Source organism: Paraconexibacter antarcticus (assembly GCF_024220175.1).
GTDB classification, from domain to species: Bacteria; Actinomycetota; Thermoleophilia; order Solirubrobacterales; family Solirubrobacteraceae; genus Paraconexibacter; species Paraconexibacter antarcticus.
This window is the reverse complement of sequence record NZ_CP098502.1, coordinates 1,687,943-1,712,322: the sequence shown is the minus strand read 5'-3', so window position 1 is coordinate 1,712,322 and position 24,380 is coordinate 1,687,943. Positions and strand designations below refer to the sequence as shown.

23 protein-coding genes are annotated in these 24,380 nt (G+C 69.9%); 4 read left to right on the top strand and 19 right to left on the bottom strand.

Annotation, left to right across the window (positions count from 1 at the left end):
- Positions 1–61: 61 nt before the first annotated feature.
- Positions 62–373, top strand: coding sequence for a hypothetical protein (locus NBH00_RS08485; protein ID WP_254572905.1), 312 nt, complete (start codon positions 62–64; stop codon positions 371–373).
- 14 nt (positions 374–387) lie between these two features.
- The gene (locus NBH00_RS08480; RefSeq protein WP_254572904.1) at positions 388–1,608 is read left to right on the top strand and encodes a CaiB/BaiF CoA transferase family protein; all 1,221 of its coding nucleotides are present in this window, start codon (positions 388–390) and stop codon (positions 1,606–1,608) included.
- Between the two features lie 355 nt (positions 1,609–1,963).
- Here NBH00_RS08480 and NBH00_RS08475 read toward each other — a convergent pair whose 3' ends face one another.
- The 3 genes from NBH00_RS08475 to NBH00_RS08465 are packed head-to-tail and all read right to left on the bottom strand — an operon-like array spanning position 1,964 to position 4,296.
- The gene (locus tag NBH00_RS08475) at positions 1,964–2,746 is read right to left on the bottom strand and encodes an SDR family oxidoreductase (RefSeq protein WP_254572903.1); all 783 of its coding nucleotides are present in this window, start codon (positions 2,744–2,746) and stop codon (positions 1,964–1,966) included.
- Positions 2,747–2,751: 5 nt separating this feature from the next.
- Entirely contained in the window at positions 2,752–3,504 is a 753-nt protein-coding gene (locus NBH00_RS08470) for an enoyl-CoA hydratase/isomerase family protein (RefSeq protein ID WP_254572902.1), read from the bottom strand.
- A 30-nt stretch (positions 3,505–3,534) separates the two neighbouring features.
- The gene (locus NBH00_RS08465) at positions 3,535–4,296 is read right to left on the bottom strand and encodes an enoyl-CoA hydratase/isomerase family protein (RefSeq protein ID WP_254572901.1); all 762 of its coding nucleotides are present in this window, start codon (positions 4,294–4,296) and stop codon (positions 3,535–3,537) included.
- 120 nt (positions 4,297–4,416) lie between these two features.
- Between NBH00_RS08465 and NBH00_RS08460 the strand changes: the two genes are divergently transcribed.
- Entirely contained in the window at positions 4,417–5,562 is a 1,146-nt protein-coding gene (locus NBH00_RS08460) for an acyl-CoA dehydrogenase family protein (RefSeq protein ID WP_254572900.1), read from the top strand.
- Positions 5,563–5,908: 346 nt separating this feature from the next.
- Here the strand turns inward: NBH00_RS08460 and NBH00_RS08455 are convergent, their stop codons facing one another.
- From NBH00_RS08455 to NBH00_RS08440, 4 genes are read right to left on the bottom strand one after another with little or no spacing between them, the layout of a single operon-like run.
- Entirely contained in the window at positions 5,909–6,796 is an 888-nt protein-coding gene (locus tag NBH00_RS08455; protein WP_254572899.1) for an HpcH/HpaI aldolase/citrate lyase family protein, read from the bottom strand.
- On the bottom strand, positions 6,796–7,239 hold the full coding sequence (locus NBH00_RS08450; protein ID WP_254573712.1) for a MaoC family dehydratase: 444 nt from the start codon (positions 7,237–7,239) through the stop codon (positions 6,796–6,798). The genes NBH00_RS08455 and NBH00_RS08450 overlap by 1 nt, the downstream gene beginning before the upstream one ends.
- A 35-nt stretch (positions 7,240–7,274) precedes the next feature.
- A complete protein-coding gene (locus NBH00_RS08445; protein ID WP_367401289.1) occupies positions 7,275–8,789 on the bottom strand; it encodes an acyl-CoA carboxylase subunit beta in 1,515 nt (504 codons plus the stop codon).
- Positions 8,786–9,526, bottom strand: coding sequence for an acyl-CoA dehydrogenase family protein (locus NBH00_RS08440; protein ID WP_254572897.1), 741 nt, complete (start codon positions 9,524–9,526; stop codon positions 8,786–8,788). Before NBH00_RS08440 ends, NBH00_RS08445 begins: the two co-directional genes overlap by 4 nt.
- Positions 9,527–9,613: 87 nt before the next feature.
- Here NBH00_RS08440 and NBH00_RS08435 point away from each other — a divergent pair, with 87 nt between their 5' ends.
- Positions 9,614–10,897 carry an IS1380 family transposase gene (locus NBH00_RS08435; protein WP_254572896.1) on the top strand — a complete coding sequence of 428 codons (1,284 nt, stop codon included), beginning with the start codon at positions 9,614–9,616 and terminating at the stop codon, positions 10,895–10,897.
- A 64-nt stretch (positions 10,898–10,961) separates the two neighbouring features.
- On the opposite strand, the gene NBH00_RS08430 is transcribed toward NBH00_RS08435, so the two are convergent.
- From NBH00_RS08430 to NBH00_RS08375, 12 genes are all read right to left on the bottom strand, one after another.
- Complete coding sequence (locus NBH00_RS08430; protein WP_254572895.1) at positions 10,962–11,603, bottom strand: acyl-CoA dehydrogenase family protein; 642 nt, start codon at positions 11,601–11,603, stop codon at positions 10,962–10,964.
- 39 nt (positions 11,604–11,642) lie between these two features.
- Positions 11,643–12,620 (bottom strand): electron transfer flavoprotein subunit alpha/FixB family protein, encoded by a 978-nt coding sequence (locus tag NBH00_RS08425; RefSeq protein WP_254572894.1) that lies wholly within the window; start codon positions 12,618–12,620, stop codon positions 11,643–11,645.
- A gap of 17 nt (positions 12,621–12,637) precedes the next feature.
- Positions 12,638–13,429 carry an electron transfer flavoprotein subunit beta/FixA family protein gene (locus tag NBH00_RS08420; protein WP_254572893.1) on the bottom strand — a complete coding sequence of 264 codons (792 nt, stop codon included), beginning with the start codon at positions 13,427–13,429 and terminating at the stop codon, positions 12,638–12,640.
- Between the two features lie 150 nt (positions 13,430–13,579).
- On the bottom strand, positions 13,580–15,583 hold the full coding sequence (locus NBH00_RS08415) for an acetoacetate--CoA ligase (protein ID WP_254572892.1): 2,004 nt from the start codon (positions 15,581–15,583) through the stop codon (positions 13,580–13,582).
- Positions 15,584–15,665: 82 nt separating this feature from the next.
- On the bottom strand, positions 15,666–16,292 hold the full coding sequence (locus tag NBH00_RS08410) for a TetR/AcrR family transcriptional regulator (RefSeq protein ID WP_254572891.1): 627 nt from the start codon (positions 16,290–16,292) through the stop codon (positions 15,666–15,668).
- A 79-nt stretch (positions 16,293–16,371) separates the two neighbouring features.
- Positions 16,372–17,064: a transglutaminase-like domain-containing protein gene (locus NBH00_RS08405; protein WP_254572890.1), complete on the bottom strand. Its 693-nt coding sequence runs from the start codon at positions 17,062–17,064 to the stop codon at positions 16,372–16,374.
- Positions 17,061–17,927: an SDR family oxidoreductase gene (locus tag NBH00_RS08400; protein WP_254572889.1), complete on the bottom strand. Its 867-nt coding sequence runs from the start codon at positions 17,925–17,927 to the stop codon at positions 17,061–17,063. Before NBH00_RS08400 ends, NBH00_RS08405 begins: the two co-directional genes overlap by 4 nt.
- Positions 17,928–17,929: 2 nt before the next feature.
- Entirely contained in the window at positions 17,930–18,733 is an 804-nt protein-coding gene (locus NBH00_RS08395) for an enoyl-CoA hydratase/isomerase family protein (RefSeq protein ID WP_254572888.1), read from the bottom strand.
- Positions 18,734–18,766: 33 nt separating this feature from the next.
- Positions 18,767–21,205: an acyl-CoA dehydrogenase family protein gene (locus tag NBH00_RS08390; protein ID WP_254572887.1), complete on the bottom strand. Its 2,439-nt coding sequence runs from the start codon at positions 21,203–21,205 to the stop codon at positions 18,767–18,769.
- A 23-nt stretch (positions 21,206–21,228) separates the two neighbouring features.
- Positions 21,229–22,377, bottom strand: a complete 1,149-nt coding sequence (locus tag NBH00_RS08385) for an acyl-CoA dehydrogenase family protein (protein WP_367401308.1) — start codon at positions 22,375–22,377, stop codon at positions 21,229–21,231.
- Positions 22,378–22,478: 101 nt separating this feature from the next.
- Positions 22,479–23,231, bottom strand: a complete 753-nt coding sequence (locus tag NBH00_RS08380) for an enoyl-CoA hydratase-related protein (protein WP_254572885.1) — start codon at positions 23,229–23,231, stop codon at positions 22,479–22,481.
- Positions 23,228–24,322 (bottom strand): acyl-CoA dehydrogenase family protein, encoded by a 1,095-nt coding sequence (locus NBH00_RS08375; protein WP_254572884.1) that lies wholly within the window; start codon positions 24,320–24,322, stop codon positions 23,228–23,230. The genes NBH00_RS08380 and NBH00_RS08375 overlap by 4 nt, the downstream gene beginning before the upstream one ends.
- Positions 24,323–24,380: the final 58 nt, after the last annotated feature.

Here is a 24,380-nt window from a genome sequence, read left to right as displayed (position 1 = left end):
TTCGGACGATCGAGTATAAACGCTCGTTAGCACCGATATGAGACAGTCTGGGGAGCAGAACGTGTTCGAGGAACCGGGTCCAGAAGCCGTCGAGATCGCCAGCGGCCTGCGCGTCCGAGGCCTGGTCGTGATCAGCGACGCAGAGGTGACGACGCTGCACCGCGCCGTCGGCGAGGAGTTGCTCGTGTCGCCCGCGCAACGCCGGTGGTTCGCGGGCGAGGACCTCACGCCGCCCTCGGTCGGCGTGGTGCCGGAGGCGCAACTGCGCATGCTCTTCGACGAGCCCCCAGATGCCTGCGAGCTCCTCGAGACGGTGATCGATCGCATGGCCGAGGCGTTCCCTGCCGACATCCAGCCGCTGGACACCACGTGAGTACGGCCGCGGTCGTGTCCGCGCTGCCGCTGGAAGGTCTGCGCGTCCTGGACGCCAGCACGTTCCTCGCCGGCCCGATCTGCTGCTCGCTGCTCGCGGACTGGGGCGCCGATGTCGTCAAAGTCGAACCGCCCGGCGGTGATCCGGCACGCACGCTCGGCGGTCCGGTGGTCGGCCCGGGCATGACGCCGACGTTCGTCAGCGGCAACCGTGGGAAACGCGCGATCGCCGTCGACTACGGTCGTCCGGAGGGCCGCGACGTGGTGGCGCGGCTGGCCGCCTGCAGCGACGTCGTAGTCCACAACCAGCGTGACGACGTCGCCGCGCGGTTGGGCCTTGAGCCAACCGCGCTGAGCGCGCGTGGGTCGACCGCCGTCGTCTGCTCGATCTCCGCCTTCGGGCCAGTCGGCGCCTACGCGGGTCGTCCCGCGCTGGATTCGATGATCCAAGCGATGACCGGCATGGCGACACTCACCGGAGAGACCGCTGGGATCCCGATGCGCGCCGGCCCCCAGGTGATCGACGTCGGGACCGGGATGACGGCGGCCGGCGCGGTGGCGGCGGCGCTGCTCGGACGCGAGCGGACCGGCGTCCCGAGACACGTCTCGGTCTCGCTCTATGACGTGGGATTGCTGTTCAACGCCGGGTTCGTGGTGATGCGCTCCGCTGACGGCCGTACGCCCCCCCGCTTGGCGAACCGCAGTCACCCGCTGCTCGCCGACCAGTTCGCGACCGCGGACGGCTTCGTCGTCGTGGCGGTGTGGGATACGCGGCGCTGGAGCGCCCTCTGCGAGGCGCTCGGCGTGGCTGACATGCTTGATGACCCGGACCTCGCGGACAACGACGGACGGCTGCGCCACTACGACCGTGTGGGCCCGCGGCTCGAGCGGGCAATCCGCGGCTGGACATCCGCCGCGCTCCGCGACGTCCTGGACGACCTCGGTGTCCTGTGCTGCATCACGGCCGACCTGGACGCCGTGGTGGCCGACGCGCACACGCGCACGAGCGGCGCGATCTACGACGAGGCGCGGGTCGGGCCTGAGACGATCCAGATGGCCGCCGGACCCGTGCGGATCGACGGTGCGCGGGCCGTCGCCGGGCGACCATGTCCGCGGCTGGGCGAGCACTCTGTCGAGATCCTTGGGGAATGGCTGCTCGCTGACGACGCCGAGTCGAACGTGCTGCTGGATGATGGCGTCGTCATCCCCGATTCGGCGGACGACAGGATCAGCTGAGCGTCGGGTACCAGAACGTGCAGGAACCGCCCATCGGCGGTGGTGGACCGCCGGGCCTCGCCCCGCAGGCGCAGATGCCGGAGGTAGCAGGCGACTCAGCGCCCTCGTCGTGACGACATGGCAGCGGGGTTCGCCCGGACGTCGGCGACATGCGCATTGTGGCGATGACGCCGGACCTCGGCTCCGCTGCGGTCCACGACCGCCGCGCCCTGCCCGAGGGGAGCGGAGCGCGTATGGCCAAAGACCGGGGCCTGAGCTCTCGAGCTGCGGCCCGTTGAGGATCGACCGCCCAACCCCAGGGAACGGGCCCTGGCACCGGGCTACCCGGCCGCCCGGGAGCGCGACAGGGTGACGCTCACCAAGACGTCCCGCCCTGGAGGAAGCCGACGGACAGGCCGCCGTCGACGGTGAGCGTGGTGCCGGTGACGAACCTCGCGTCCGCCGACGCGAGGAACGCGACCGCCCCGGCGATCTCGTCGAGCCTGGCGACACGCTGGGCCGCGCTGCGCTCCCCGATGTCCTGGAGGAACCCCTCGAACCGCTCGTCGCCCGAGTAGATGACGTTGCGGTCGGACGCGAAGGCGCCGGCTCCGATCGCGTTCACGGTGATCCGTGGACCGAGGTCGAAGGCCAGCGACCGCACGAGCGCCTCCATCGCGGCCTTCGCCGCGCCGAGCAGCCCGTGGCGCGGCATATGGCGGGCGGCATCGATTCCGGAGATGCCGATGATCGAGCCGTCGCCGTTCATCAGCGTCGCGGCGCGCTGAGCACCGAACAGGAAGGCGCCGACCGAGAGGTCGAAGGTGCGTTGGTAGTGGTGGCGGCCGATCTCGGTCAGGGGCGCGAACTTCGTCGCCGCGGCGTTGGCGACGAAGACATCGAGCCGGCCGTGTCGGGCAGCGACGACGTCGAACAGCGCGTCGAGCCCGGCCTCAGTGGAGATATCCCCGCCGCAGAGGCTGACCTGCCCGCCGAGCGCTTCGAGTTCAAGTTGGGCGCTGGCGGCGGTGTCCGCGTCGCGGTGATACCCCAGGACGAGGTCATAGCCGTCTCGTGCGAACCGCCGGGCCGTTGCTAGGCCGAGGTTCCGCGTCCCACCCGTGATGACAGCGACGCGGCGCGGGGCTCCAGAAGTCACGGCGCTCACCGTGGTCGTCCGAAGTCCGGGCGGCGCTTCTCGAGGAAAGCCGTCAGGCCCTCGCGTGCGTCGGCGCCGTCGAAGAGGGCGAGGATCTCCCTGCCTTCGACCTCCAGGCCCTGCTCCAGCGGCAGGTCGCTCGCGGCGTCGACGCAGCGGACGATCGCGGTCACCGCCGATGTCGGCATCTGCAGGAGCCTCTCCGCCAGCGCGCGTGCCCCGGCCTCGCCGCTGACGGGGTCGAGCCGGTCGATCAGGCCCACGCGGAGAGCCTCCTCGGCCCCCGCCGAGCGCCCCGTCAGAAGGAGGTCCAGCGCGGTGCCCCGGCTGGTCATCCGGGGTAGCCGCTGCGTGCCACCGGCCCCGGGCAGAAGCCCGAGCTTGATCTCGGGCACGCCGAGCTTCGCGTCCGGGCCGCCCACGCGGAAGGTGCAGGCGGCGGCCAGCTCCAGCCCGCCGCCGAGCGTGTGTCCGTCGAGCGCGGCAATGGTGACCGCCTGCATCAGCGGGATCCGCTCGATCGTGCCGCGCAGGCGCACCATGTAGTCACCGAAGACGGCACCGTCGGCGTACCCGAGCAACTTCAGGTCGGCTCCTGCGACGAAGAACCCGGGCACCGCCGAGCGGAAGATAGCCACCGGGACTCCGGACTCCTCGATGGTGTCGAGGGCCGCGGCGAGTGCGTCGGTCATCCCCAGCGACAGCGCGTTCGCGGGCGGGTCATCGAGCGTGACGATGGCGATCCGGCCGTCGACCACGACGCTGAGATGGTCGGATGTGAACATGCGTCAGCGTCCCTTCCAGTTCGGCTTGCGCTTCTCCTTGAAGGCGAGCGGCCCTTCTTGGGCGTCCTCGCTGAGATAGACGGCCTCATAGATCCGGTCGCCCTCCTCCAGCGCGTCGCTCCAACCGCGCTCCGCGGCCGCGTAGACGAGTGCCTTGCCCGCGCGGACCGATAGCGGCGCCATATCGGCGATGCGCTCGGCCATGGTCGTCGCCGCCGCGTGAAGCTCCGCGCCGGGAACGACCCGGTTGACGAGGCCGAGCTCGTAGCCGCGCTGTGCGCTGATCGGCTCGGCGGTGACGAGGATCTCCATCGCCACCCGCGGCGGGATCAGCCACGGCAGCGGTGCCGCCCACGGAGCTCCTCGCCCCCACTTCGGCTCTGTGATGGCGAACTTCGCATGGTCCGCCGCGATGCAGAGATCGCACATCTGCGAGAGCAGGAACCCGCCCCCGTAGGCGATGCCGTTGACCGCAGCGATGACCGGCTTGTCGACGGTGACGTTGCGCCCGAGGTACGGGATGAAGTCCTTCGGCGGGATCTTCAGCTGAGTGTCGGCCATCTCCTTCAGGTCGCCCCCGGCCGAGAACGCCTCGTCCCCGGCGGCCGTCAGGACGAGAACGGCGGCGTCGGGGTCGGCAGCGAAGCGCTCGAACCCCTCGCGTACCCCGTCACGCACGGCCTTGTTCAGGGCATTGCGTGCCTCAGGCCGGTCGATCGTCAGCCACGCGACCTTGCCGCGTAGCTCGTAGGACACCTCGCTCATGCTCTGACCCTCCCCTTTGTGACGTCCCATGATAGCGGTCGTTCACCGTGCACCGATCACGTTGAAGGGTAAGGTGAAGCGTGTCGAGCGCAGACGTAGAACGTACGTTAGCATCGCGACATGCACTTCGGATTCAGTGATGAACAGGATGACTTCCGCGCAAGCGTCGCGGCGTTCGCGCAGGCGAAGCTCACGCCGCACTATGCGTCGGACGACCGCAATGCGGCGTTCCGGCAGGAGCTCCTGACTGACCTGACGAGCCAAGGCATCGTCGGACTCCGCATTCCGGAGCAATACGGGGGCCAGGGTGCTGACGCGGTGACCACCGGCATCGCAAGTGAGGAGGTTTCGCGCGCCGACATCAACGCCGCCTACGTGCTGCTGATCGCCTCGCTCGTCGGCGAGATCATCCACACCGCCGGCAACGAGCAGCAGCGCCGTGAGTGGCTGCCGGCCATCGCAGACGGAAACTCGCTCCCGTGTTTCTGCCTCACCGAACCCGACCACGGATCCGACGCGGCCAACCTGTCGGTTCGTGCCGTACCGGATGGCAGCGGCTGGCGCATCACCGGCGAGAAGACGTCGATCTCCCTCGGCATGGACGCGACGACCGCGCTGGTCATGGCCCGCACCGGCGATACCGGCGCGCGTGGCGTAAGCGCGTTCTACTTCCGGCTCGACGAGACGCACCTGCACCGCAGCGCGTTCTCCGACCTCGGCGGCCGCTCGATCGGCCGCGCGTCGCTTGCGTTCGACAACCACCCCGTTCCTGCCGAGGCGCTCGTCGGCAACACCGGCGAGGGCTTCATCCGGACCATGCAGGGCTTCGACTACTCACGTGCGCTCATCGGCCTGATGGTCCTCGGCACCGCCCAGGCGGCCATCGACGACGCGATCGCCTACGCGAAGGAGCGCGTAGCGTTCGGGCAGCCGATCTCGCGCCAGCAGGGCGTGGCGTTCCCACTCGTCGAGGCGGCGACGCAGGTCCACGGGGCCCGGCTGCTCTGCTATGAGGCGCTGTGGCGCAAGGACATGGGGCTCCCCCACGGCCTGCAGGGCAACATGGCCAAGTGGTGGGCGCCGAAGCTCGCGGTCGAGGCATGTCACCAGGCGCTCTTGACCTTCGGGCACGCCGGGTACAGCGACGAGGTGCCCCAGGGTCAGCGGATGCGCGACGCCATCGGCCTTGAGATCGGCGACGGCACGGCCCAGATCGCCAAGCTCGTCACGGCCCGCCACCTTTTCGGCCGTGAGTTCGCTCCGTAGGCCGGGGCAACCGGTGGGCACCGGCCTCGCGCCCTTGCCGCCAACAGCCCGATGACGTCCGACCGCAACTGGGCGACCCAGGCCACAGGATCCCGGGCGGTCAAAATGAGCACGAACTTGGGAGCGTCCTACGCGCCTCGCCCCCCGCGGCGCAAGCGCCGTGATCGGTGCGCGCGAGGCGGAGGCGCCGCTCGACGAGCGACATCGATGCGGTCCTCGTTCGCGTCGGCGTAGCGGCAGAGCTCACCGTCGCAAACGGCCGGCTCAGGGCTGGTGGAAGCCCGAGCCCGACGCGGGCACTCAGCAGCGGATGGGCAGACCCGGCTTCACGGCACACCGTCGTACGCTACGCCGCCGGGTCGCGCCCGCGCCCGCCCTCACGAATGGCCTCGGCGGTCGCCAGCAGCGCACGGGCCTCGCGGATCGCGGGCTCGTCGACCATCCGGCCCTCGAACAACAGTGCGCCGTGGCCGTCCTGCGTCCTGCTCTGCCACGTCGCGAGCATCCGCACGCTACGGCTCAGCTCCTCCTCACTCGGGGAGAAGACGCGGTTGGCCAGCGGCACCTGGCCAGGGTGGATGCACGTCTTTCCACGGTACCCGAGGTCGCGCCCACGCTCGGCGTCGGCCAGGAAGCGCTCGTCGTCGCCGATCGCGACGACCACCTGGTCGAGCGCGAGGACGCTGTGCACGGCGGAGGCGAGCGCTACACGAGAACGGGCGTAGAGCACCTCGTCTCCGGCGACGGTGCGCCGTGCACCGATGTCGGCGGCGTAGTCCTCGGCACCGAAGTAGCAGGCCTCCACCACGGGACCTTCGGCGGCCCCCGCAAGCACCGGTTCGACCTCGAGGACGCCGCGGCCCGACTCGAAGCCGGCGATGATGCTCAGCGGTGGCCCGCCCCGGGCCAGCAGCGCGTCGCGGACCGTCTGAAGGCCGGCCACCGATTCGACCTTCGGTACGACGATGCCGGCGACCCCCGGTGCGAGGGCAGTGGCCACGTCCTCGGCGAACCACGGGGTGTCGACGGCGTTGACACGGACGTAGACCCGCGGGCCGTTCGGGAGACCAACGAGCGCGGCCGCACCGGCGACAGCCTCGACGCGAGCGGCCACCTTGTGTGCGGCCGGGACCGCGTCCTCCAGGTCGATGATCACCGCGTCCGGGCGGCTGCGAGGGAGCTTTGCGACGAGGTCGGGGCGCGTCGCGGGCGCGAACAGCAGGCTGCGCAGCATCAGTTCGGGCGGCAGTGCATCAGGGCGGTGCGCTCGCAGCGTGCCACGAGGTCGCCGGTCTGCTTGAAGCCGCGGTGCTCGAACGTGACGACACCCTGCCCCGGGCGCGAGCTCGAGCGTCTGGCCCTGAGGATCGCGGTCTCGGCGTCCAAGGTGTCCCCGTGGAACACCGGCGCTGGGAACGTCACCGCGCCGAAACCGAGGTTGGCGACCGTCGTACCCATCGTCAGCTCATGCACGCTGATGCCGATGAGGAGCGCGAGCGTGAACATGCTGTTGACGATGACCTGTCCGAACTCGCTCGACGCCGCGTAGTCGGCGTCGAGGTGCAGTGGCGCCGGGTTCATCGTCATGCACGTGAACATGACGTTGTCGGCCTCGGTGATCGTCCGGGTGATCGCGTGGCGGACCACGAGCCCCTCAGTCAGGTCCTCGAACCACATCCCGCTCACGGGACGGTCGCATCTGCGCGGCTCGCTCATACCGGGAAGGCCCCGTGGTGGCGGCCGGCCGGCGGCCGCGTCCACCCGTGGCAGGCGGCGAGCCGGAGACTCAGCTGCAGCCGCAGGTCCTCCGGCTCGACGACGGCCTCGATCAGCAACTCCGATGCGACTCGCAGCACATCCAGCTCCTCGTCCAGGCGCGCGCTCTCCTCACGGATGAACGCCTCGCGCTCCTCGTGATCCTCGATCGCCTCGATCTTGTTGGCCCACACGGCGTGGACCGCCGCGCTGCCCGCCATCGCGCCGATCTGGGCGCCGGGGAGGGCGAGCGTCGCCGTCGGCTCGAAGCCCGGCGAGGACATCGCGTAGTACCCCGCGGCGAACGACTTGCGGATGACGACGCAGAACCGCGGGACCGCGCAGCTGGACATCGCCGCGATCATCTTGGCACCATGGCGGATGATCCCCTGCCGCTCGACGGCCGAGCCGACCATGAAGCCGGGAAGATCGGCCAGGAACAGCAGCGGGACGTTGAACGCGTCGCACAGCGAGATGAAGCGGGTGGCCTTGTCGGCGGAGTCGACGCCGATCGTGCCGGCCCGGACCTTGGGCTGGTTGGCGACGATGCCGACGGAGCGTCCGTCCAGGCGCGCAAAGCCGACGATGATCTCCTCCGCGAAGCGGGCCTTGATCTCCAAGAAGCTGTCGCCGTCGACGATTCGCTCGATGACGGAGCGCATGTCGTAGCTCGCGCGCAGGCTCGCCGGGAGCACGCCCTCCCAGTCGGTGGCCGCCGGAGCCACCGCCGGCTGCGCCTCGGGCCGCCGGTCGTACGACGCGGGCAGGTAGCCCAGAAGCTCGCGACACGCCGCGATGGCGGTGGCGTCGTCGGGGAAGAGCTGGTCGCCCATCCCGGATGTGGTGCAGTGCATGCGGGCACCGCCCATCTCCTCGTGGGTCACCTTCTCGCCGATCGCCTGCTCGGCGACCCGCGGCGAGGCGAGGTACATCGACGCGTTGCCGTCGACCATGCCCACCCAGTCACAGAAGGCCGGCATGTACGCGCCCCCCGCGGCGGACGGCCCCATGAGGCAGCACAGCTGGGGCACCCGCCCGGAGAGGCGCACCTGCAGGTGAAAGATCCGCGCGCCGCCGCGATGCCCAGGATGGAAACCCAGGGCATCCGTGAGCCGCCCGCCCGCCGAGTCGACGAGGTAGAAGACCGGCAGCAGGTACCGGTCGGCGTGCTCGAGTATACGGATCTGTTTCTCGACGGTCCGCGCGCCCCACGAGCCGGCCTTCACAGTCGGGTCATGCGCGATGACGACGACCTGCCGGCCGCCGACCGTCCCGGTACCCGTGAGGACCCCCTCGGCGGGCAGGTGCGCGGGGTCGCGTGCGGACGCGAGCAGTCCATCCTCGACGAACGACCCGGCGTCGAGGAGGACGGCCACGCGCCCACGCACCGGCAGTTTGGTCCCCAGGCGGCCGCGCGCGCCCCCCGCCAGAGATCGGGCGGATACGGCCCGGTGATCGTCGGCCGGGTTCACAGGCCAAGCCGCTTGGCCAGGATCTCCATCTGGACCTCATCGCTGCCGCCACCGATGCGCAGGATGCGGGCGTCGCGATAGTGCATCGCCACCGGAGTCTCCTCGATGTACCCGGCGCCGCCGAAGACCTGTACCGCGTCGTCGACCACCTCGTTGGCCACACGCGCGGCCAGCAGCTTCGCCATCGCAGCGGTCGCCGTCGCCGTCGGATGCTCCTGGTCGAATCGCCCGGCCGAGTGGTAGCTCAGCAGACGTGCGGCCGCGATGTCGGTGGCCATCGCGGATAGGCGGTGGCGAATCGACTGGTAGCTGCCGATCGGCGCGCCGAAGGCCTCCCGCTCGCGCGCGTAGGCGAGTGCCCCGTCGAACGCCGCCTGAGCCAGACCGACCCCCATCGCCGCGAGTAACAGCCGCTCGCGGTCGAACGCGTGCATGATCTGATGGAAGCCACGCCCCTCGGCTCCGAGCAGGCGCTCCTCCGGGACGAAGCAGTCGTCGAAAACGATCTCGCGCGTGTCGGAGGAGTGCCATCCCATCTTGACCAGCGGCTCACCGAGCGTCATGCCGTCAGCGCCGCCGCGGACGATGAACGTGCTGATGCCGTGATGCCTGCTGTCGCGGTCGGTCTTCGCCGCGACGATCAGCGTGTCCGCGAAGCCGGCGTTGGTGATGAACATCTTGGAGCCATTGAGCACCCAGCCTCCGTCGACGCGTTTAGCCTCGATCCACCGATCCATCCGGGGTCTGAAGTGGAGTGACCTCCCAAGCAGGGCTTGAAAGCGGTCGTTCGCGGCGACCGCGGCTCTGCTCAGGAGGTCACCCTCATGGTGAACGAGTCGGCGGTCGTGGTGTTCGATGATGAGCGGGCGGTCGCGAACGCTGGGGTGATGCTCCCCGCGCTCCTCGCGCAGCGCCTCGGGCTTGAGCAACTCATCGAAGAGTGCGTGGATCTCGGCGACCGTCCTGGCGCGGCGAATCCGGGCCGCAAGGTCATGACGATGTGCTCGGCGATGGTCCTCGGTGCGGACTGCATCGACGACTGCGACCCGCTTCGGTCGGGGCAGACCGCGGCGGTGCTCGGGCATCGTGTTGCGGCGCCGTCAACGCTCGGCACGTTCCTGCGGGCGTTCACGTTCGGGCACGTCAGGCAGCTAGACCGCGTGCTTGGCCTCGCGCTTGAACGCGCGTGGGCCGCGGGCGCCGGCCCGGGCGACGAGCGGCTGGTGATCGACGTTGATTCGTTTGTCGGCGAGGTCCACGGCTACAAGAAGCAGGGCGCGGGCTACGGCTACACCCGCCAGCTCGGCTACCACCCACTGCTCGCGACCCGCGCGGACACCGGTGAGGTCCTCCACATCCGGCTGCGAAAGGGCTCGGCGAACACCTCCCGCGGCATGCTCCGCTTCTGCGAGGAGCTCATCGCCCGCGTTGACCGCGCCGGCGCCACCGGCCAGAAGCTCATGCGCACCGACTCGGGGTTCTGGGCGAAGAAGACGTTCGTGCGGCTTGACCGGGCCGGCTGGCAGTTCTCGATCGGGATCCGCATGCAGCCCCATGTTCGCGCGCTCGTCGACGCGATCGACGAGGACGCCTGGGTGACCTTGGAGGACTACCCCAAGACCTCTGTCGCGCAGATCGCCGAGACCACGATCGGCGACTTCCGCATGATCATCCGCCGAGTCAGGACGCTCTCCCAGCAAGGCGAGCTGCTCCCGAGTTGGGAGCACTACCCGTTCGCGACCAACCGCACCGACGACCTCCAGATTGTCGAGGCTGAGCATCGCCAGCACGCCGTCGTTGAGCTCGCGATCCGCGACCTCAAAGATCAGGCGCTGGCGCACTTCCCCTCGGGCAAGTACCACGCCAACGCCGCCTGGACCGTGATCGCCGCGCTCGCGCACAACCTGCTGCGCTGGACCCAGAAGATCGCCCTCCCGGACGCCACCACCCGCACCGCGCGGACCCTCCGCCGGCGGCTGCTTCAGGTCCCCGGACGACTCGCCCGCAGCGGCCGCCGCACGCTGCTGCGGATGCCCGCCCGCTGGCCCTGGCGACAGGACTTCCTCACCGCCCTAGACCTGATCCGGGCGCTGCCGCCACCCGCCTGACACCAGGGGCTCCCGACGTTCAGCCGCAGGACCGCTGGCCTCGGCCTGCCCGCGACCACCAAACTCACGCCACCGCGACGGCCTCAACTGGCCCCACCCGCACTGCGAATCCCTCAGCGCGCTCGATCACCCGCGCCGCCACCCCGAGCTGACCCACTCGGCCGCTGACGCGGCCCACATCAAGGCGAACGGTGGATCGAGGTTTAGCGGTCGTGCGGATGCCCGCCACGTCGGACCCGGCGCCCGGTTCGGTCACCGCGATCGCCAGCACCTCCTCGCCACGGATCATCGGCCCCAGGTACTCCTCCTGCTGGGTCTCGGTGCCAAAGTGCGAGAGGTGCGGGCCCGCCATGTACGCGTCGACCATCACGGTGGCGGTGATGCCGCCGCAGGCCTTTGCCATCTCCTCAGCAAGAAGCGTGCGTGCGAGCATGCCGCCACCGCTGCCGCCGTGCTCCGCCGGGTGTCCGAGTCCGAGTAGCCCGGCCTTGGCCAGGGGCTGGAGCAGCCCCATCGGGAACGTGCCCGAGCGCTCGGCGTCGACGACGAGCGGCATGATCTCGCGTGCGACGAACGAGCGGCAGACCGCCTGGAAGTCGGCATGCTCGTCGTCGAGCTCGAAGCCCAGCGTCGACGACGCCTTCAGGTCCGACCCGGCGATGGCCCTCGTTGTCTCCGTCATCTCACGCAACTCCTCATTCGTCATGGAACCGACCGCTCGGGCGCCCGAGCACTGCGTGGGCCGTCAGCCCTTCTTGGCCTTGATGGCCTCGGTGAGCTTGGGCAGGATCTTGTTCAGGTCCCCGACGATGCCGAGGTCGGAGAACTCGAAGATCGGAGCGTTCGCGTCCTTGTTGATCGCGACGATGTTCTCCGAGGACTGCATGCCGACCTTGTGCTGGATCGCGCCGGAGATGCCCGCGGCGAGGTACAGCTTCGGGGCGACGGTCTTGCCCGTCTGGCCGATCTGACCCGCGTACGGGTACCAGCCGGCGTCGACGACCGCGCGGGTCGCGGCGACGGCGGAGCTGCCACCGAACGCGGCGGCGAGGTCGGTGCAGAGCTCGAAGCCCTCCGCCTTGCCGAGACCACGGCCACCGGCGACGAGGATGTTCGCACCCTCGATGTCGACGTCCGCGCCGCGCTGCTCGCCACGGGTGACGATCGTCGCCTGGGCGGACTGCGGGCTCGCCTCGTAGGAGATGGCCTCGACCGGGGCCGCGCCGGCGCCGCCCTTGACGATCTCGAACGCGTTCAGGCGGCCGATGATGATGCCGACCTCGGAGCGGTACTTGATCTCCGAGATCGAGGAGTCGCCGAGGATCGGGCGCTCGGCGACGAGCTCGCCGCCCTCGGCCCGGACCGTGGTGATCTCCATCGCGACGCCGGCGCCGAGGCGCGCGGCGAGGCCGGCGCCGACCTCGAAGCCGAGGAGGCCGCCGCCGAAGAGGGCGTACTTGTAGCCGCCGCTGCCGATGGCCGCGGCCATCGCGTCGACGACCGGCTGACCGAGGCCGTCGGGGCCCTCGGCGGTGAGGACCTTGGCGGCCCCGTACTCGCCGAGCGACGCGGCGAGGTCCTGCGGGATGTTCTCGCCGACGAGGATCGCGTGCGCCTCGCCACCGAGCTCCTTGGCGAGCTTCGCACCCTCGGACACGGCGCCGAGGGAGTTCTTGTTGATCGCGCCGTCGTAGTGCAGCGCGTAGACCAGGATGTTCGACATGGTGTGAATGTCCCTTTCTAGAGGAGCTTGCGCTCGTCGAGCCAGGCCACGATCTTCTCGACGGTCTCGGCGGTGTCCTCGTCCTCGATGATGAGGCCGGCGGCCTTCTGCGGCGGAGCCTTGGCGGACGTCCACTGCGCGTTGGAGTTGTCGCCACCGACCTTGGAGGCGTCGATCTCCACGTCGCCGGTCCCGACGGTGTCGAGCGGCTTCTTCTTCGCGCCCATGATCGCCTTCAGCGACGGGTAGCGCGGCTCGTTGATCGCGTCGCCGACCGAGATGACGGCCGGAGTCTGGATCTTGACGGTGTCGTAGCCGTACTCGGCCTGACGCTCGCACGTCAGCTCGCTGCCGGCCAGGTCGAGCTTGATGACCTGGGTGAGCGACGGCATCGACAGGTGCTCGGCCACGACGGCACCGATCGTGTAGCACTCTCCGTCGTCGGACTGCTGGCCGAGGAGGACGAGGTCGGGGTTCTCGCGCTTGAGCGTCTGCGCGAGGGCGTAGCCGGTGGCGGCGACGTCGGAGCCCGCGAGGGCGTCGTCGCTCAGGTGCACCGAGCGGTCGGCCCCGAGGGACACGGCCTTGTGCAGCGCGCGGACCGCGGAGCTCGGACCCATCGTCACGGCGACGATCTCCTCGACCTCGACGGCTCCACCCTCCTTGATCTGCATGGCCGCCTCGATGGCGTGGGTGTCGTACGGGTTCAGATTCTTCTCCCCGCCGCGGTCCATACGACCGGTGGACGGGTCGATGCGCTTCTGCACCGCCGCGTCGGGGACCTCTTTAACGAGGACACAGATCTTCACTTCAGGCCTCCTGCTCTCTTCATGGTTGCGTCTCTCCGCACGACATCGCGGGCGCTTCGAGGAACCGCGACTCGCCTGAGTCGCGTCCGACGTCTGCTGGCCCTGCCATGTCGACCTCCCTCGCACGATTGCCGTTAACGAGCGCTTACGTTATCGAATAGACGCCGCAAGCTCGACGTAGGCATCGAGGACCTCGGGGTTCGCGAGCGCGCCCTTCGACGCAGCCTCGTCGGCGGGGGTGCCGGTCAGGATCCGCTTCACCGGGACCTCGAGCTTCTTGCCCGAGAGCGTACGCGGGACGCCCGGCACCAGGTAGAGCTCATCCGGCACGTGGCGGGGCGAGAGCCGCGAGCGCAGTTCCCGCGCGACCAGCCCGCGGAGGGCGTCCTCATCGATGTCGACGGCCGCGACGACGAAGAGCAGCAGCCGGCCGGGGCCGCCCTCGCCGTCCTCGAGGTGGACGACCAGGCTGTCGGCGACCTCGGGCATGTCATCGACGACCGCGTAGAACTCGGCAGTCCCCAGACGGACCCCGCCGCGGTTCAGGGTGGCGTCTGACCGGCCGGAGATCACGCACGCCCCGTCCGCGAAGAAGGTGATCCAGTCGCCGTGGCGCCAGACCCCCGGGTACACGTCGAAGTACGCTGCCCGATAGCGTGACCCGTCGGCGTCCCCGAGGAACCCGACCGGCATCGACGGCATCGGCGTCGTGATGACGAGCTCGCCCTTCTCGCCGATCACCACTTGGCCCTGCTCGTCGAACGCGTCCACGCGCACCCCGAGCACACGGCCCGACAGCTCGCCCGCGCGGACGGGTTGCATCGGCGAGCACCCGACGAACGCCGAGCACACGTCGGTGCCGCCGGAGATGGAGTTCAGCACGAGGTCGCTGCCGACGGCGTCGTAGACCCAGCGGTAGCCGTCGGCCGAGAGCGGCGACCCGCTCGACAGGAGCGTGCGGATGCGCGAGAGGTCGTGCCCGTCCTTCGGGACCAGCCGGGCCTTGCGGCAGCCGATGAGGAACGGGGCGCTCGCCCCGAAGATCGTCGCCCCGGTGGCCTCCGCGACCCGCCACAGCTCGCTCATGTCCGGGAAGGAGAGATCGCCGTCGAAGCAGACCACCGCCGCCCCCCGCAGGAGCGCGGAGACCTGGAGGTTCCACACCATCCAGCCAGTGGTGGAGAACCAGAAGTAGACGTCGTCCTCGTCGAGGTCCAAGGCCAGCGCGATGACCTTCAGATGCTCGAGCGTGATGCCGCCGTGGCCGTGGACGATCGGCTTGGGCAGACCGGTGGTCCCGGAGGAGAACAGTACGTAGAGCGGGTGCGCGAACGGCACCGCCTCCACCTGCAGGGGCTGGCGCTCGGCCAGCAGGGTCGCCCACGGCAGGGCGTCAGGGATACGTGCCGCCGCCCTGTCCGGGTCCAGGTACGGCAGCAGGACGGTGTGCCGCAGGTCGGGAAGGGCCGCGCGGATCGCCCGCACCTCCTCGCTGCGGTCGACCTGCTTCCGCCCGTAGCGGTAGCCGTCGATGACGATCAACACGTCGGGGGCGAGTTGCGTGAGACGGTCGATCACCGAGCGCGCGCCGAACTCCGGGGCGCACGACGCCCATGTGGCACCGAGCGCCGCGGTCGCGAGGAACGCGACGATCGCCTCCGCGATGTTCGGCACGTATCCGGCGACCGTGCTCCCCTTCCCCACCCCCAGCGCCCGTAGGCCTGTCGCGCAGCGCTCGACCTCCTCGAGCAGTTCGTCCCGGGTCAACGAGATGTCCTCACGCGACTGCGACAGCGACACGATGGCGGTGCGGTCACCGGTGTGCTGCAGGCAGTGCTCGGCGTAGTTCAGGGTGCCGCCTGGGCACCACTCGGTGCCGGGCATCTGCGCGGACTCCAGGTAGGCGCGCGGCTGGTCGTGCCACCGCACGCCGAGCTGCTCGCAGACCAGTCGCCAGAAGGCGTCGAGGTCTTCGACCGACCACTTCCAGAGCGCCTGGTAGTCGGGCAGGGGCCGACCCGCCACCCGTTCGGCTGCGTCGGCGAACGCGCCGATCAGCGACGTCGTCCGCACGTCCGCCGCAACTTCGCGAAGGACCTCACCGCGGCTGACGTCGTCGTGGGTCGAACTGGACGCTGAGTTGGCCGAGGACACGGAAGTGTCCTACCAGACTTGCTAACGCGCGTTCAACCCCGGCAAGCGGCGCGCGCGGTCGATCGCGCCGTCCGCACAGCGATCAGGACACGCGCTTCCTCGCTGCCGGAGCACGCTTCTTCGCCACCGCAGCCGGCGCCTTCGGCGCCGACTGCGGAGCGACGCTGCCGGGCTCGGTGACCGCGTTCTCGACGAGATCGACGAGCAGATCAATCGCTCCGTCAGCCGTGATCAGACCGCGCGGCCAGTGCGAAGCGCCGAGGAGCATGCCGATGAGCGCGTACGCCGCCGCCTCGACCTGGGCCTCTGAGCGGGTCGGCATACAGGCCGCGAGCGACTCGGTCCACCGAGCCACGTACGATCGCTGCCTCCGCACGAGCCGACGGCGATGGTCCTTGGTGAGCGCCCGTTCCTCACGCGCATAGATCGACAGAAGCTCCCGATCGGTCAGTGCGAACTCGGCGTGGCCGCGCGCGAGGTTCCGCAGATCCTCCATCGGATCGTGCAGGCGCGTGCCGGTCAGGGTCAGCAGGCGGTCCATCGCTTCGTCGAACAGGGTGGCCAGGATCTCGTCCTTGCCCCGAAAGTGGCGGTAGATGGCCGGGCCGGTCATGCCGGCACCGGCGCCTATCTGATCCACGCCGACGGCCTCAAAACCCTGCTCGGCGAAGAGGGCCTTTGCAGCATCGAGGATGACGCGGTCTCTCACACAGAAAACCCTACCGGGTCCTTGACGTGTACCGGGTCCCTGTAAGAGCGGTGCCCACCCCTGCGAGGCACACAATACGTCAGGACACGATGTCCGGCAACACCGTCACCGCCTCGCTCTCGAAGCTCGCACCGTGACGAGTCGCAGTCCCCCATTCGCCTGATCGCGGGTAGATCTCAGCCCAGGCGGCGACGATACGATCCACCGGTACGTCGACAAACGAACCGTGGTCGCGCAGATACTCCATGTGCCTCCTCCCCGACAGGTCGAGCGGGTGGAACAGCGAGTCCTCGCGCCCGTCGAACTCCAGGGGCTGAACGCCGACCTTCTGGCAGAGCGACAGATTGAACGCCGGAGTGGCCTTCACCCAGCGTCCGTCGATCCAGAGCTCCGCGTAGCCGTGATAGGCGAAGACGTCGGTCCCCATCAGCTCCATCAGCCGGGGACTGGTCATGTGATTGCGGACATCGGCGAAGCCGATCCGCGCTGGGATGCCGGCAGCACGGCCCACCGCCGCGAGCAGCGTCGCCTTCGGGACGCAGAACCCGCCGCCCCGCTCGATGACCGTGCTGGCGCGGAAGCCCGTGGCCGTGAGTTCCAGGCCGTACGGGTCGTACAGAAACCCGTCGCGGACCGCGTAGTACAGCGCGACCGCACGTTCACGAACGTCATCGATACCGGCGCCATGCTCCTGAGCGAGAGCGACGACGGCCGGATGGGTGGAGTCGATCGAGGTGCCGGGCTCCAGGTACGGGCGCAGTTCGTCACTCACCGCAGGCACTCCGGCAGGGTTGCCAGCGGAAAGCCGTCGAAGGCGATCGAGCGATCTGTCGGAACGTTCGTCCACGTGTGGCGGTGGTTGGGAACCGCCCCGTCCACGCGGATGCACGAGCCGGAGATGAACGCAGCCCCCGGCGTCAACAGGAATGTCACCGCGGCCGATACCTCGGATTCGTTGCCGTAGCGCCCGAGCGGGATCTCGTCTCGCAGGCGTCGTAGCTCGGCCTTCATCGCATCATCGTAGGTGTCGAACCCGCTGGAGGCGACCCACCCAGGGGCGACGGCGTTGACGCGAACCCCCGACCGTGCCCACTCGCAGGCCGTCGTCTCGGTCAGGTTGAGCATTCCGGCCCGGGCGGCACCGGAGTGCGCCATCGTCGGCATGCCCCCCCATATGTCGGCGATGATGTTCACGATACTGCCTCCGTGCTCGGCCATCGACTGCTTGTAGGCCTCGCGCGAGACGATGAAGCCGCCGGTGAGGTTGTTGCGGATGACCGCGTCCCACCCCTTGACCGAGAGCTCCTCCGCCGGCGACGGGTATTGGCCGCCCGCGTTGTTGACCAGGCCGAAGATCGGGCCGTGCGCCGCGATGATCTCCGCGATCGCCGCCACCACCGCAGCCTCGTCCCGGATGTCGAACGCGTGGCAGGATACGGCGCCGCCCACGTCCTCGATCTCGGTCCGCACGGTCTCCAGCCGCTCGATCCGGCGTCCGGTGATCGCGACGTGCGCGCCGAGGCTCGCGAGCTCGTGGGCGATGCAGCGGCCGATACCGCTGCCACCCCCCGTGACGATCATCAAGCGTCCGTCGAACAACCCTGGGGCGAACACCGAGCGATAGCCGTCGGCCATCGTCAGCTGCCCTTCGTCGACGGGAACACCGGGGCGCGCTTCTCCTTGATCGCCGCAACGCCCTCGACGACGTCCTCGTCGAAGAACGAGAGCATCTCCATCGCCAGCGAGGCATCAAAGATCGGGCTGGCCTGACGAAGCCAGTTGTTCATCGAGCGCTTGGTCCAGCGCAGCGCCGCCTGCGACCCTTGGCCGAGCCGGTCGGCGACCTCCAGAGCGGTATCGAGCACCTCGGCCGTCGGGACGCAGCGGCTCACGAGTCCGATGCGCTCGGCCTCCTTGCCATCGACGAACTCCGCGGTCATGAGGTAGTACTTGGCCTTGGCCATCCCGCAGAGCAGCGGCCAGATGATCGCCGCGTGGTCGCCGGCACCGACGCCGATCCGCAGGTGGCCGTCGGTGAGCCGCGCATCCTCCGCGATGATGCTGATGTCGGCCATCAGCGCGACGGCCAGGCCTGCCCCGACGGCGACTCCGTTGATCGCCGAGACGACCGGCTTCTTGCAATCGATGATGTTGTAGACCAGATCGGCGGCCTCGTTGGAGATCGCGTGGATCTCCTTGAAGTTGCCGAGCTGACCCTCGAGCATCGAGAGGTCGCCGCCGGCGGAGAAGGCCTTGCCGGCACCGGTGATCACGGCGACGCGCGTCTCGTCGTCGTCGCTGATGTCGAGCCAGACACGGGAGAGCTCCCAGTGCAGCCGGGCGTTGGTGGCGTTGAAGACCTCGGGGCGGTTGATCGTGATCAGCAGGACGCCGTTCTCACGGCGTTCGAAGAGCAGGTGCTCGTACTCGGAGTAGTCCATGTGGTTCCTGGCTTCTGGTTGTTTGATGTGTGGTCAGCGCTGGCTGAAGCGGCGCCCGATGACCTCACCGGCCAGCACGTTGCGCATGATCTCGGTGGTCCCGCCGCCGAGCCCCATGCCGCGGACGTCGCGGTAATAGCGCTCGACCGGCAACTCACGGCAGTATCCCGCGTGCCCATGCAGCTGGACGGCCTCGTCGCAGATGAACTTGCCCGCCTCGTTGGCGTAGATCTTCGCCATCGCGGTGTAGCGGGTGATCGGGAAGCCGCCCTCGTCGGACGCGGCGGCGCGGTGGTTCAGTGCCCGGGCGGCGTCGAGCGCGATCGACATGTCCGCGACCTTCCACTGCAGGCCCTGGAACTCGGCGAGCTCCTTGCCGAACTGCTGGCGCGTGCGGAGGTGCAGCAGCGAATCCGCCAACGCGGCCCTGGCGACGCCGACGCACATCGCGGCGTTACCGCAGCGCTCGGGGTTGAACTGCCGCAGCATGATCGCGGCGCCTTTGCTGGACGTCGGGTCCGCCGGGACGATCACCGCGCCGGGCTCGATGCGAATGCCGTCGAACCCCAGCACCGCCTCGCCGACTCCACGGCCGCCCATCTTCGGCTGGGTCTGTGGCTCGGCGAAGCCGTCCTGGCCACGCTCCACGATGACCGCTCCGATGCCTTTGGCGCCGGTCGTCCCCGCCAGTCGGCAGAACACGAGGTAGGTGTCCGCGCGCATCCCGCCGGTGATGTAGCACTTGCCTCCGTGGAGGCGGTAGCCCTCACCGTCGGGCTCAAGGCGCGTCTGAAGCTCCGTGGCGGACGAGCCTGCCTGCGGCTCGGAGATGGCAATCGACCAGTACCGCTCGCCCGTCGGCGTGCCAGGCAGATACTGCCGACGTTGTGCCTCCGTGCCAAGCGCGAGGACGGCCCGCGGCGGCCCGTTGAGGTACATCTGGGCGACCATCGCGGAGGACATGCAGGTGACCGACAGCTCCTCGAGCACGATGCAGGCCTCGAGGACGCCGAGGCCCTCTCCGCCGTAGGCCTTGGGGACCGTGAGGCCGAGAAGGCCGGCGTCGCGCATCCGGATCCATGAGCTCTCCGGGAAGATCTCCTCGTCGTCCCAGCGCTGCGCGTCAGCGAGGTTCGCTGCCGCGACGTCGGCCGCGCGGACGCGGATGACCTCGAGTTCCGGGCTCAGTTCCGGCACGAGCGAGGGGATCTCTGGCGTGCTCGCGGATGCCGCCGGGCCGGAGCCGTTGGTGCCCGGCCGGGACGGGCGCTGGTCGAAGCGGCGACCGAGGACCTCGGCGGCGAGGACGTTGCGGTTGGTCTCCAGCGTGCCGCCGCCGATGGCTAGGCCGCGCGCGTCGCGGTAGTGACGCTCCACCGGGAGATCTCGGCAGTACCCCCAGTGGCCGTGGATCTGCATCGCCTCTCGGCAGATGAACTCGGCCGCCTCGTTGGCGGCGATCTTCGCCTGCATGACGAGCCGCGTGACCGGAAAGCCGCCTTCCTCGGATGCGGAGGCGCGCGCGAGCAGCAGTCGCGCCGCGTCGAAGCGGGTGGCCATGTCCGCGAGCTTCCACTGGATGCCCTGGAACTCGCAGATCTCCCGGTGGAACTGCTGCCGCTCGCGCGAGTAGCCGATCGCGCGCTCGAGCGCGGCGCGGGCGATCCCGAGTGCCATCGCGGCGTTGCCGCAGCGCTCGGGGTTGAACTGGCGCAGCATCTTCATCGCCGCGGCGGAGGACGTCGGGTCCGGCGTCAGGACGACCGCCTCGGGGTCGATACGAACGCCGTCGAAGGTCAGGACGGACTCGGGGATCGCGTTGCCGCCCATCTTGGCCGGCATGATGTCGGTCGTGAAGCCCTCCTGGCCGCGCTCGATGACGACGGCACCCAGGCCCTTGGAGCCCGTTGTGCCCTGAGCCCGGCAGAAGACGAGGAATGCGTCAGCCCGCATCCCGCCGGTGATGTAGCACTTGCTTCCGTGCAGGCGGTAGCCGTCACCGTCCGGCTCCAAGTACGAGGTCAGCTCGGTGACGGCCGAGCCGGCGTGCGGCTCGGACATCGCGATCGAGAAGTAGCGGCTGCCGTCGGCGACGCCGGGTAGGTAGCGCTGGCGGATCGCCTCGTCGCCCAGGCGATAGATGGCCCTCGGCGGCCCGTTGACGAACATCTGGCAGATCGCGGCACCCACGCCACACCGGTAGGCCAGCTCCTCCAGGACCACGCAGGCCTCGCGGACCCCCTGCCCCTCACCGCCGTATTCCACCGGCACCGTCAGCCCGAGAAGGCCGGAATCACGAAGGCGGTCGTACAGCTCTTCGGGGAAGACCCGCTCCTCTTCCCAGCCCGCGACCTCGTCGTCGGTGAACACCGATACCGCGGCAGCGACGCGCGCGCGTAGGTCGTCCAGGTGGGGTTCCTCGGGCTCGATGAGCGCGGGGATCTCGTGCGGCGGCGGTGCGGTGGTGCTCATACGTAGCTCCTCTGCTTGGTGCGCTAGCGGGGTAGGCCGAGGACGCGCTCAGCCACGATGTTCTTCTGGATCTGCGTCGTGCCGCCGGCAATCGCCATGCCGCGCGCCATGTAGGACATGCGCTGCCAGCGGCCGTCACCCTGCATCTCGGCGCCCGGCGCCACGCGCGCATCCAGGCCCCCGAGCTCGAGCGCGAAGTCGGCGATGTCCGACGCGAGGGGGGTCATGAACAGCTTGCCCACCGACGACTCTGGCCCTGGCGCGCCGGTGCCGAGTTGGGTCAGCGCACGGGCGCCGTTCAGGCGGTGCACGAGGGCCCGGCCCCAGAGGTCGGCGACGCGAGCGCGAACCGCGGGGTCCTCACCCTGCCCGGACTCGCGCACGAGCTCCATGAGCTCGCCCAGCCACTTCTGGATGTTCATCCGGCCGGTCGCGATGACCACGCGCTCGTAGCCGAGGGTCGCCTTCGCCAGGCGCCAGCCGTCACCGACGCGCCCGAGGATGCACTCGTCGGGCACGAACGCGTTCTCGAGGAAGACCTCGTTGAACTCGGCGTCCCCGGTGATCTGGGTCAGGGGCCGGATCGTGACCCCCTCCTGCTTCATCGGGAAAAGGAAGTAGGTGATGCCGTCGTGGCGCTTGCCGCTCGTGCGCGCCAGGAGGATCGCCCAGTCGGCGATCTGCCCGCGACTGGTCCACACCTTCTGGCCCGTGATGCGGTAGCCGTCGCCGTCGCGCTCGGCGCGACATTGCAGCCCGGCGAGGTCGGACCCGGCCCCGGGCTCGGAGAACAGCTGGCACCAGATCTCCTCGCCGCGCAGGATCGGCGCAAGGAAGCGTGACTTGTGCGCGTCGGTGCCGTGCTCGATGATCGTCATGCCGGCGAAGCCCTCGCCGATGCCGTTGACGCGGTCCGGAGCTCCGGCGCGATCGAGCTCCTCGGCGAAGACCGCCTGCAGCCCGAGGCTCGCCCCACGGCCGCCGTACTCGGCCGGCCACGACAGCCCGGCGTAACCGGCCTCGTGCACGAGGCTCTGCCACTGGCGGAAGAACACGAGCCGATCCTCGAGGCCGGCGGGCTCGGGCCAGGGCAGTGTGGGAAGCGTCGCTTCCAGCCACGTGCGGACCTCGGCCCGGAACTGCGCCTCTTCCTCGGTGTCTCCGAAGAACATCAGAATTCCTTTGCCGTCATGGGTCTGCAGAGCGTACCCGATTCGGTGAACGTCCGTTCTCACACAGCGGACTCCGTGCACGGCGGCCGCCAGCGTGATGCTCACGCGTCGGATGCTCGCTCGTGCCGGCGCCGCAGCGACCACATCTGCGAGCCTCGCTCGGCGTCCAGCGCCACGTCCCACGGCACTGCCGGAGGGCCGAGCTCCTGCCGCGCGGAGCGGATCGTCCGGCGCGCGAGCTCCGGGTCAGCGCCGGCCCGCGCCGCGACCTCCTGGGCGCGGGCCAGGACCTGCTCCGAGGGCAGGGCCTCCCAGGCGATGCCCAGCTCCACCGCTCTCAGTCCGCTGATCGGCTCTCCGAACACGCTCGCCGCCATCGTGGCCTCACGCCCCGCCAAGCGACCCGACAACGCGAAATGCCCTCCGCCGGGGTGCAGCCCGATGCGAAGGAATCCCGCCAGGAGCTTGGCGTCGTCGGCGACGATCCGCAGATCGGTCGCATAGGCGAGGTTGACGCCCGCCCCGACCGCGCCACCGACGATCGCCGCGATCGTCGGTGGCGCGAGCCGGCCCACCCGCGCGAAGCTCTCGTAGATCGCACCCATCTGGCTGAACGCCGCGGGGGAAGCCGGCTCCACGCCGGCGCCCGCGAGCGCGTCGCGGTGGGCCCCGGCGCAGAAGTACCCGCCCGAGCCGTGGACGACGACCGCGCCGACGGCCACGTCACCGTCGATCTGCTCGCACGCGTCGATCAGGTCCTGCGCCATCGCGACGGTGAGTGAGTTGCGCCGGTCGGCCGCGGTGAGGGTGAGCGTCGCGACGCCGTCGAGGATCCGTAGGTCGACGTCGCTCACGTCGTGGCACCCGACGCGACCGGTGCCGCGGAGCGGCTCGTGTCGGTGATCATGGTCCACGTCGCGTTCCCCCCGGCAGTAAGCGCTCGTTCACCAAGTCGGCGCGCCCAAATGGCCTCGCTGCCGTACTCGTCCCGCCAGGCCCATAGGCGGCGTGTCAGGTGGTGGAGCCGATGCTCCCGCGTGAACCCGATCGCGCCATGCACCTGGTGAGCGATCTCGGCGGCAGATCCTGCGGCCTCTCCCGCCCGGACCTTGGCCGCCGCAATCTCGTCGACGCCGTCGCGGCCGGCGTCAAGCGCGGCCAGGGCCAGTTCGACCGCCGCGTTCGCCGCAGCCTCCTCGGCGGCGAGCAGCGCGAGCTGTTGACCGACCGCCTGGAACTTCGCGATCGGCCGGCCGAACTGCTGACGCTCGCCTGCGTAGATCACCGTGAGCCGGGTCGCCGCGGTGATCGCACCGGCGATCTGCGCCGCGCGCAGCAGCGCGCCGCGACCGTCGAGTGCCGCGCGAGTGACCTCGGCGGCGGCCCGGGCATGGTCGCCAGCCGCGATCTCCACGCCATGGAACACGACCGAGTCGCGCGGCTCGCCGGCGACGTTGCTGCCGACCTCGACGGTCCCGGCCGATGGCTCGACCGAGCAGACGTGGAGCCCGTCCGCCCCTTCCGCGAGCACGGCGATCCTCGACGCCACCCGGCCCCAAGGCAGCCGGTCGGCGCGTCCGGACAGGACGCAGCGCCCACCGTCAAGACGAACCTCGACGCCGGTCCAGGCTGCCGCCAGTGGACCGGACGGGACCGCGAGGCCAGCGGTCGTGAGCAGATGCCCGGCGAGCAGTCCCGTCTCGCCGAGTGGGAGCGGCGCCGCGTATGACGCGGCCAGACGCGCGACCGTGAGCGCGTCAGCGACCGTCGCGCCGCCACCGCCCGCGGCTTCGTCGACCGCAGCCAGCGGCAGGCCTGCCGCCTCCACCACGCGCCACAGGTCCGCGGGCCAGGAGCCCTCGGCCGCGCCGACAACGTCGGGACCGCAGCACTCGGACAACATCCGCCCGACGGTGTCGAGCAGGAGATGACGGTGGTCGCTCATGGCGTGGCCTTTCGGGTGGTGGGCAGCGTGCCTCGCGCGTAGGGTCTTTGCGTCCATC